At 47.3% G+C, this 8,365-nt stretch carries 6 protein-coding genes; 4 read left to right on the forward strand and 2 right to left on the reverse strand.

The genetic code is table 11. From position 1 onward, the window contains the following. Nucleotides 1–675: 675 nt before the first annotated feature. The gene (locus QUB24_RS32445; RefSeq protein WP_333157646.1) at nt 676–2,244 is read right to left on the reverse strand and encodes a protein kinase domain-containing protein; all 1,569 of its coding nucleotides are present in this window, start codon (nt 2,242–2,244) and stop codon (nt 676–678) included. 656 nt (nt 2,245–2,900) lie between these two features. Between QUB24_RS32445 and QUB24_RS32450 the strand changes: the two genes are divergently transcribed. The 4 genes from QUB24_RS32450 to QUB24_RS32465 all read left to right on the forward strand — a co-directional run bounded on the left by QUB24_RS32450 (nt 2,901) and on the right by QUB24_RS32465 (nt 6,916). Then, nucleotides 2,901–3,515, forward strand: a complete 615-nt coding sequence (locus QUB24_RS32450) for a hypothetical protein (RefSeq protein ID WP_333157648.1) — start codon at nt 2,901–2,903, stop codon at nt 3,513–3,515. Nucleotides 3,516–3,752: 237 nt separating this feature from the next. Then, nucleotides 3,753–3,899: a hypothetical protein gene (locus QUB24_RS32455; protein WP_333157649.1), complete on the forward strand. Its 147-nt coding sequence runs from the start codon at nt 3,753–3,755 to the stop codon at nt 3,897–3,899. Between the two features lie 110 nt (nt 3,900–4,009). Next, a complete protein-coding gene (locus QUB24_RS32460) occupies nt 4,010–5,668 on the forward strand; it encodes an ABC transporter substrate-binding protein (RefSeq protein ID WP_333157650.1) in 1,659 nt (552 codons plus the stop codon). A gap of 237 nt (nt 5,669–5,905) precedes the next feature. Continuing rightward, on the forward strand, nt 5,906–6,916 hold the full coding sequence (locus QUB24_RS32465; protein WP_333157652.1) for an ABC transporter permease: 1,011 nt from the start codon (nt 5,906–5,908) through the stop codon (nt 6,914–6,916). 11 nt (nt 6,917–6,927) lie between these two features. Here QUB24_RS32465 and QUB24_RS32470 read toward each other — a convergent pair whose 3' ends face one another. Then, nucleotides 6,928–7,338: a hypothetical protein gene (locus tag QUB24_RS32470; RefSeq protein ID WP_333157654.1), complete on the reverse strand. Its 411-nt coding sequence runs from the start codon at nt 7,336–7,338 to the stop codon at nt 6,928–6,930. Nucleotides 7,339–8,365: the final 1,027 nt, after the last annotated feature.

An 8,365-nucleotide genomic window follows, 5' to 3' on the forward strand; every position in this document is an offset into this window, starting at 1 on the left:
ACTTTAAAACTGTTTAATTGCAGATGACAGAGCGGAAAACTGGCGTCGCACTCTCCGGTGTCGTGACCTGAATAACGCCTCCTCCTGAGAGGGGTCTGGTCAGAACAGCTTGTAATTTCTTACAAGCTCAGTGGCTTTAGCCCTGAGTTCCTGACAAAAAATCTCTGTGCGCTTCCGCAACAAATTATAACTTGCTTGTCCCCAATGATGCTTGCTCCCAAAGGAAGGAAGTTTGGGGGAATTGACACTCCCACCCCGAGTGTCGGGGATAGGATTGTTGAGAGTTAGAACAGTCTAACGCGCCACGGCATAGCCCAAAAGCGTCGCTTACACTGACTCAAATTCGAGGTTGGGGTTGCTTTCTACCAAAATGTTTGCAGCTTTGCAGCAGTAATACACGACTTAACAGAACCTCCGCGCCGCGCACATATTCTAACATAATTTAAATCAAAATACGAAACAGTCCTGCATTTTTTTGCGAGCATTGGGATTGGAGAGGGAATAGGAAATATTCGATAAACTCAGAGGGCGACTGTTGGGATTTTCAGATTCGACGGAAGTTTTTGGAAGATAGTCTTTGGCTAGGTAGGGCATTATTATCTCAACTACTGAGCGGATATTTGCTGACTCATAAAACCAAGTATTTGTCCGCACTTTTAACCAACAAAAACCATACTAATTTGTCGCAGGTTCGGGAAAAGGCATCGTGGGATCTGCCACAGGGGGTGGTGAATCAGGTGCGATCGAACTATCTGAATTGTTGCCACTGGGGCTTGGTATCGCAGGCTCAGGCGATCGCTCGATCGGCGACGCTATTACTGGCGACGGGGATTCCGACGGCGGCAGGGTTTCAGCGCTAGCACTCTCAGGGGCAGGCGGGGCGGGTGCGGCGGGCGGTTCTGGCGGCAGGGGCGCAACTTCCGGTACCGGTGCGGCTTCTGGTTCGGGCTCTGGCTCGATTTCGGTTTGAGGCTCTGGAATGGGGGACTCAGAAGGCTCCTCGGCGGGTTCTGGCGTCGGGGATGGCTCAGATTCCGCTTCGGGATCTGGGGCGGGAGTTTCCTGGTTTGGGGACTCAGAGGGTTCGGCGCTAGTTTCTGAGGGCTCGATTTGTTCGGGAATGTTGCTGGTGTCTAAGGGGGGTTTGGGGAGCTTGTTGAGTTCGATCGGGTAGAGAGGGCTGCTTTCGACAGAGGGCTGCCCGAACATCGGCCCTGACAAATCGCGGGATTTGAGCAAATCTTCGAGAGATGGGAAGGATTCAATTTTGGGACGATTGCTGAGACTGGTGCTGTTGTAGTGCCATGCGAGGTCAAAACCCATCCAGCCTGCAATTGCAGCCGTTACGACAAACGCCAGAAAAGTCAACTGCGGCGGGGGAGGTGCGGGCAATCGCAGACTTTGCTTGCCTTTTCTTTTTACTGATACTCGCTCGGTTTCTTGCAGCATGGTGAGCCAATTTTCCACTGTCTGAGGGCGGTTGTGGGGGTCGATTTCGAGTCCCTGAAGGATGGCTCGCTCGATTCGGGGGCTGAGGTTGGGCTGAAATTGCCGTAACTCAGTCAGGGGAATGCGATCGCGCAGGGGTGCTGCTACGGGCGCCACGCCGGAGAGTAAGTAGTAGAGGGTGGCTGCGATCGCGTAGATGTCAGTGGCCGGTGTACATTTACCGTCATAGAGGTATTGTTCGATCGGCGCGTACCCAGGGGAGAGCCAGTTAGTGTGGGTTTGTTTGGTGCCGGCGGTAAAGCCACGGGGAATTCCGAAATCTATTAACATTACTACGTGAGAATCAGCTCGCCGGATAATATTTTCTGGCTTGATATCTCCGTGCAGCAATCCGCTGTGATGAACTGTACTTACGGCTGAGGCTATTTGCCGAATATAGTGCAGGGCCTGGGCTTCTGGCAGTGGCTGATCGGTTTCGACTATTTGGGCGAGAGTTTGGCCCGGAATGTAGTCCATTGCAATAAAAGACTGTCCGGCTTCTTCAAAAAAGTCGATTACCCTGACTATGTTGGGATGCTGACACCGCGATCGGCGTTGGGCTTCGGCAATAAACTGCTGCTGAAATTGGGCAGATTCTGGGTGTTGGCGCAGACTTTCGTTGAGGGTTTTGAGTACGACGGTTTGGTTTAAATGGGTGTGGATAGCTCGGTAAGTGATGCCGAACCCTCCTATCCCTAAAGTCGCGTTAATTGTGTATTTGCCCTGTTGCAGGACTGTTGCTGGCGCTAAGTTCATCTTCAGTTGATGCCGTTTCCCAAACTATGCTACCGCCTTTGGGTTATTTCGCAGAGTTAGGGGTGAGGTTTGATCGATCGGCGCCCTAGTTTGAGCTTTAGCTCTGCTATATCTTTAATCTTGGCATCCCCACGTCATTTTATCTGTAGTAGCTCTTGTGAAACTTAGGAATGAGAATTAAATAACTTAAAATTTTAATGGTTCTTGTGGGATGGCACTCTTAGCCCGTCCAGAAAGGGCGGGCTAAGAGTGCCCAACCCCTACTCCCCACAAACTTGTGTAAATTATTGAATTCGCGATCCTTAACGCTCCCAGAGTCACACCTTACAGACCTGATTACCTTTTTCGGTCAGATGAAGTTCAGGCGAGCGGCATAAAATAACAAAGAGGCATCGTATCGGGCTTAATCTTGAGACTGCAAATGGCTCAAACCTTGTAAATAAAAAGGCTGTAAGCATTCTCCAGACATTTGTAGCCCAGAGCCATAAATGTTTCAATCGCTGTTCGCGTTACACAGCAAGGCCTGGAGGCAAGCTCAAGTTCCCCGAAGGGGGGCACTTGAACTTAAGTTGTCACAAATGGGGTCTTCCTAGTAACGAGAAGCGATCGATTAGCAATTAGCAGCAATTAGTAATTACTTATTCTTTGGTTTGAAAATGTCTGTTAAACAATCACATTACGAGACTTTACTAGCAGAGTACAGCGAATCTTCGGCCGCGATCGCCCTGCTGAAAAAATATCGAGTTTACATGGAAATGATTCCCAGTATCCGCCGCGCCCTTGAGAGTTTAATCACAATTCCTCTGCCAATTGCGCGCTTGCGGGACGGGGTTTCTTATGCAGGAAGCAGCGGCACTAGCATATCGCCCGGACAGGCAGTTTGTTTGCCCTGCGATTTGGCGATTTTGATGTGCGATCCTGAATGGAAAGTTAAAATTGGAGTGGAAATTTTGATTTTCATTCATCGTCCGGGCGAAGAGTTTTCTGAGTTGCTCGGCCGCTGGCGGCAGTCTCAGGTGTGGCTGGATAAAGGTTACGAATGGGTGATGCCACACCGCTACAGACATATTTACAGCGATGAAGCTGAGGCTGTTCATCCGCTATTTGTTTTGTTTGAGGAAACGCCGGAACTGATTCAACGGGGTTTGATGGCGGCTGGTTTACCGTTTGTGGTGGAAAGTTTCGAGTCTGGGAGTGAGGAAGTAGAGGAGGAAGAGTTTCTGGGTAGTGGGGGACTGGGAAGTATTGGTGAAGAGAGTTTTGATTTGTAGGGTTGGGTGCGATCGCATATAGCCATCGTATTGCTTGAAGTAAAGTAGATTTTTTTTAACAAACCGCAGAGGGCGCAGAGGGCGCAGAGAAAGAGAAAAGAGAGAAATATTGATGTTTTTGAATCCCGAATCTGGTTGTTATATGCAGATATTTAAAAATATTTTGGGTGAGGAAAGGAATGTTTATGCTCCCCCTAGATTCAGGGAGTAACTCTAAAATCTACAATCTAAAATCGAATGACCCATCTAGCTGGGCCGGAAATGTTAGCTTTCATCCTGGCTGCGTCGCCTAATGTAAAGGTGTGGCTTGATATTTTTCCCTCCAGCATGATATCATCAGGCTGCTCTATTTGGTTTGTTAATTTAGATGGGTTGTTAATATAGAATTTACTAAATGAACCGCAGAGAACGCAGAGACCACAGAGGGGAGAGAAAGAGCAAAGTAGAAATTTATTGATATGAGTATAATTTTCTATTAAACTGGAGCTATTGAAATGAGATTGTTAAAACCCTGGCGTTTAGTTTTATTAAGTATAGTTTTTGGGATGGCTGTAATTTTATCAAATTGCGGCACTCCTTCAAACACGGTTAGCAATAATTCTTCAACTCCGACCACTCCTGCTCCGGTTCCGGCTGGGGCTTTAGTTTACGGTGCGGGTGGGCCGCCGATCAATCTGGAACCGGGAAATATTACTGATGGCAATTCGGTGATTGTTATCGACCAAATTTACAATCGGTTGACTGATTTCAAACCGGGAACTGTGGAACTTGAGCCGAGTCTCGCTACTGAATGGTCAAGTTCTAAAGATGGCAAAACTTGGACTTTTAAGTTGCGTTCCGGGGTAAAGTTTCACGACGGTACGGATTTTGACGCGGAAGCTGTTAAGTTTAATGTGGATCGCTGGTGGGATGCAAAAAATCCTAACGGTTTTCGAGAAGCGGGCAAGAATTATCCGATTTGGAAAGATTTTTTTGGCGGGTTTAAGGGAGAAAAAGATTCTTTAGTAAAAGATGTGGCGGTTGTTGATAAGTCTACAATTAAATTTGTTTTGAATCGACCTTTTGCTGCTTTTCCGTCGGCGATTGGGTCTGGTTATTTCGGGATGGCGAGTCCGGCGGCGGTGAAAAAAGCGGGTGCTAAATACGGCACTCCGGGGTCGCTGGCGGTGGGGACGGGGCCTTTTGTGTTTCAGGAATGGCGATCGGGCGATCGCATTATCTTAGCAAAAAATCCGAATTATTGGAAAACAGGCGCCCCAAAAGTCAATCAATTGGTAATTCGTTTTGTTGACGATCCGGCGGCGAGATTGGCTCAATTGCGAGCAGGACAACTTGATTTTACGGTGGATTTAACGCCGGATCAACTGCAAGAAGTTCAGGGAGATGCTAATTTAGAAGCTGTTGTGCGACCTTCTTTTAATGTCGGTTATTTAGCCTTAAATCCGAGTTACGAACCTTTGTCAAAACCAGAAGTCAGGCGGGCGATCGCCCAAACAATTAACAAGCCCGCCATAGTCAAAGCTTTCTGGGGAGAACTCGGAAAACATGATTCGCAATTTCTCCCGCCTGCGCTGAATTGGGCGGCGTCTGATCAAGTTAAAGATTATGAATTTAACCCGCAGCAAGCTAAAGCAATGCTGGCGAAAGCTGGTTATCCGAACGGTTTTGATTTGGATTTGTGGTATATGCCGGTCAGCCGTCCCTATTTTCCCACGCCGAAGCCGATCGCTGAGGCTTTGGCGGCGGATTTGAGCGCGATCGGGATTCGGGTCAAATTGTTGACAAAGGATTGGTCTGCTTATTTAGCCGATCGGCTCAAACCTCCCGGATTTCAAGCTTTTATGATGGGTTGGACGGGAGATTATGGCGATCCAGACAATTTTTATTATCCTCACTTCGGCCCTGGTTCCACCGGAGATTTGGGAAATTGGAAAAATCCGAAAGTTCTGGAACTTTTGGATCGGGGGAGGGCGAGTGGAGATAAAGCAGCTAGGGCGAAAATTTATGCGGAGGTTAGCGAGATTTTGCATGGGGAAGCTGTGCGTTTGCCGATCGTACATTCGCAGCCACTTTTAGGGAAACGCAAGAATATTAAAGGTTGGATTCCGAGTCCTTTGGGATCTGAGTCTTTTGAGGATGTTAGTAAGTCTTGAAAACGGCGGGTTTTACCTGCATATATTGGTGTAGGGGCGGGTTTTACGATAAATATATGAAATAATTTAGTAGATTCATAAACCCGCCCTCTTCTCTTCGCGGTTCCCTAATAAAAGGCGGGTTTATCCATATCCTTCGTTACTACAAATATTTTTCGTAAAACCCGGCCCTACCAACCATATAACGATATGTGAAAATGCAGCCAAATCCGAGCATAGCGAATCTCTATTAAAAAAATGATTAATTACATTATTAAACGTTTGCTGGGACTATTGCCAGTCCTTTTGGGAATCACTCTGCTAGTATTTATATTTTTGCATTTGATACCGGGAGACCCAGCTACAGTGCTTTTGGGAGAACGGGGAACTCCCGCACAGGTGGAAATTTTGAAAGTAAGGTTGGGTCTGAATCAGCCTTTGCCTTTGCAATATTTAGCTTTCTTATGGAGTTTGCTGCGCTTCGATTTGGGAAATAGCATTATTAGCGGTATTCCCATAATTGATGAAATTACAAGTCGCTGGCCTGCTACTTTGGAATTGTCTGTGGTGGCGATGTTGGTGGCACTTTTTATCGGAATTCCGGCGGGGATTTTGGCTGCTGTTCGGAAAAATAGCTGGTTGGATAATCTCGCGATGAGCGGTTCCTTAATTGGCGTATCTTTGCCGGTGTATTGGTTGGGATTGATGTTGATTTATTTGTTTGCTGTTTATCTGAAATGGCTGCCTCCTAGCGGGCGGATTAGTGTAGATTTGGGGTTTGGTTTTAAGTCGATTACGGGTGTTTATATTTTGGATTCTTTGCTGAGGTGGGATTTGGCGGCTTTGCGGGATACGATCGCCCATATAATCCTTCCAGCTTTGACTTTAGGAACTATTCCCCTGGCGATTATAGCTCGCATCACTCGTTCTGCGATGCTGGAAGTGCTTTCTCAAGATTACATCCGCACTGCGAGGGCGAAGGGATTACCGGAATATTGGGTGATTTTGAAACACGCTTTAAAAAATGCGTTTTTGCCGATCGTCACAACTATCGGTTTGCAGTTCGGCACTCTTTTAAGCGGCGCTATTCTGACTGAAACGATTTTCTCGTGGCCGGGAATTGGTTCTTGGATTTATAGCGGTATTTTGACGCGGGATTACCCAATTGTCCAAGGAGGAGTAATTTTTGTGGCTGTAAGTTTTGTACTGATTAATCTGGCGGTTGATATTTCCTATGCTTTTTTCGATTCGAGAATTCAGTACCGTTAATTAAAAGGAAATCAGACACGAAATGCTTGTTTAACATCCGGCAGCAGCAGGTAGTAAATGCTAGCCCCTGCAAAACCCAGAGTTAAAAAATTGACTGCTGTACCGCCGCTGCCCAACATTTTGGCAATTTGCGCGAGGGTGGCGATGATGTGGACAATTAACGTTCCCGTCCAAGCCCATTTTTTTAGTTGAAACAAACCCCAAGCTAAGAGTAAGGAGAGGAGGCCTAAAATAAAACTGATCGCAGCAAAAATTGCAATGAAGCCACCGATTACAGTGCCAACTTTTGCCCCGCCGAAAGCCGCACCGAGACCGCCAAAAATGCCAGCAAAAAGTAAGATGAACAAGCCGTCAAGGAGGCTGAAGACGCCGCTAATTAGCTGCAAGATTGCCAAAACTGTAACACTTTGAGGGCGATTCATTTTTGTTTATTTTCCATTTTTAAGGGGATTTGGAAAACATTTTACCCTGTTGAGCAGTTTTTTCGGCGCCGATCGCCCTCGATCCTAACTGCGATCGCACCCCCATCACCCAGGGCGGTTTCATTCTTTGCAGGGGCCGCCCCCCACACGCGTGCGAAGCTATCCCGTAGGGAATCGCCCCGATTCCTGAAATGCCCCTTCGATGGTTAGTGGGGGGTAGGCACGGGGGTACTACCCCCTACAAAAGCCACGTTTTCCCTATGGGCAATCCCCCGTGGTTGCCCCGAAACCGCCCTGGATGAACCGGGTGTCAATACCGTCTGGCGAGGCTGGCAACGTTTGCATGGCATTGCTGCTACATGGAAGTTAGTTTGTACCCATTCCCCCCGGATATCAAGCCTAATTTTGTTAAGAAAGATGTGAGTAAGGCATAGCTTAAAAAGGCGGACTTTGAATTCTCAAGATTTTCTCCCCAATTCATCGGGGGGCTAAGGGGGATGTCGCTCTGTAGCATCATTAAAGAAAATTGGTATTATATCCCGCCTGTGGCAAGCCGACGCGTAGAGACGTTCCGACGGAACGTCTCTACCAGATTGTGCGGTTTACCCAAAAAGGGGGTATCAAACCCGGATTTGGTATGATAAGATGTTGCAGCGCTCCAAAGGTAAGAGGAGCAAAGGTTCTAGGGGTTGAGGGTGAATTTTTGGGGAGAAAAAATGCCCGTAACTCGAAAAATTCCCAAATTGGGGTTGGGCAACGTCTACCTAAAGGTAGTGGTCAGAGCAACCCGCTTAGATGTACTTCGTGGGAGTGTCACTGACTACTACTAGGATCATCGCTACTATCTTGAATCCTGCCCTCAAATACTGGAGTTTATCATGAGTACATACCGCAAAATACAGATCGCACTGGGTACAATTCTCCTGTGGTCATCTACATCAGTAAGTAGCTTTGCTGCTACCAACTCGATTACCTCTGAAAAGTTTCAGTCAGACACGGTAAAACTTCCTGTGGAAAGTATTCCATC

Origin of the sequence: Microcoleus sp. B9-D4 (genome assembly GCF_036705105.1) — a bacterium.
Classification (GTDB): domain Bacteria; phylum Cyanobacteriota; class Cyanobacteriia; order Cyanobacteriales; family Microcoleaceae; genus Microcoleus.

Coding starts and splice junctions, on each gene's coding strand:
- QUB24_RS32445 (WP_333157646.1), bottom strand. CDS start 2,244: ATGAACTTAGCGCCAGCAACAGTCCTGCAACAGGGCAAATACACAATT.
- QUB24_RS32450 (WP_333157648.1), top strand. CDS start 2,901: ATGTCTGTTAAACAATCACATTACGAGACTTTACTAGCAGAGTACAGC.
- QUB24_RS32455 (WP_333157649.1), top strand. CDS start 3,753: ATGACCCATCTAGCTGGGCCGGAAATGTTAGCTTTCATCCTGGCTGCG.
- QUB24_RS32460 (WP_333157650.1), top strand. CDS start 4,010: ATGAGATTGTTAAAACCCTGGCGTTTAGTTTTATTAAGTATAGTTTTT.
- QUB24_RS32465 (WP_333157652.1), top strand. CDS start 5,906: ATGATTAATTACATTATTAAACGTTTGCTGGGACTATTGCCAGTCCTT.
- QUB24_RS32470 (WP_333157654.1), bottom strand. CDS start 7,338: ATGAATCGCCCTCAAAGTGTTACAGTTTTGGCAATCTTGCAGCTAATT.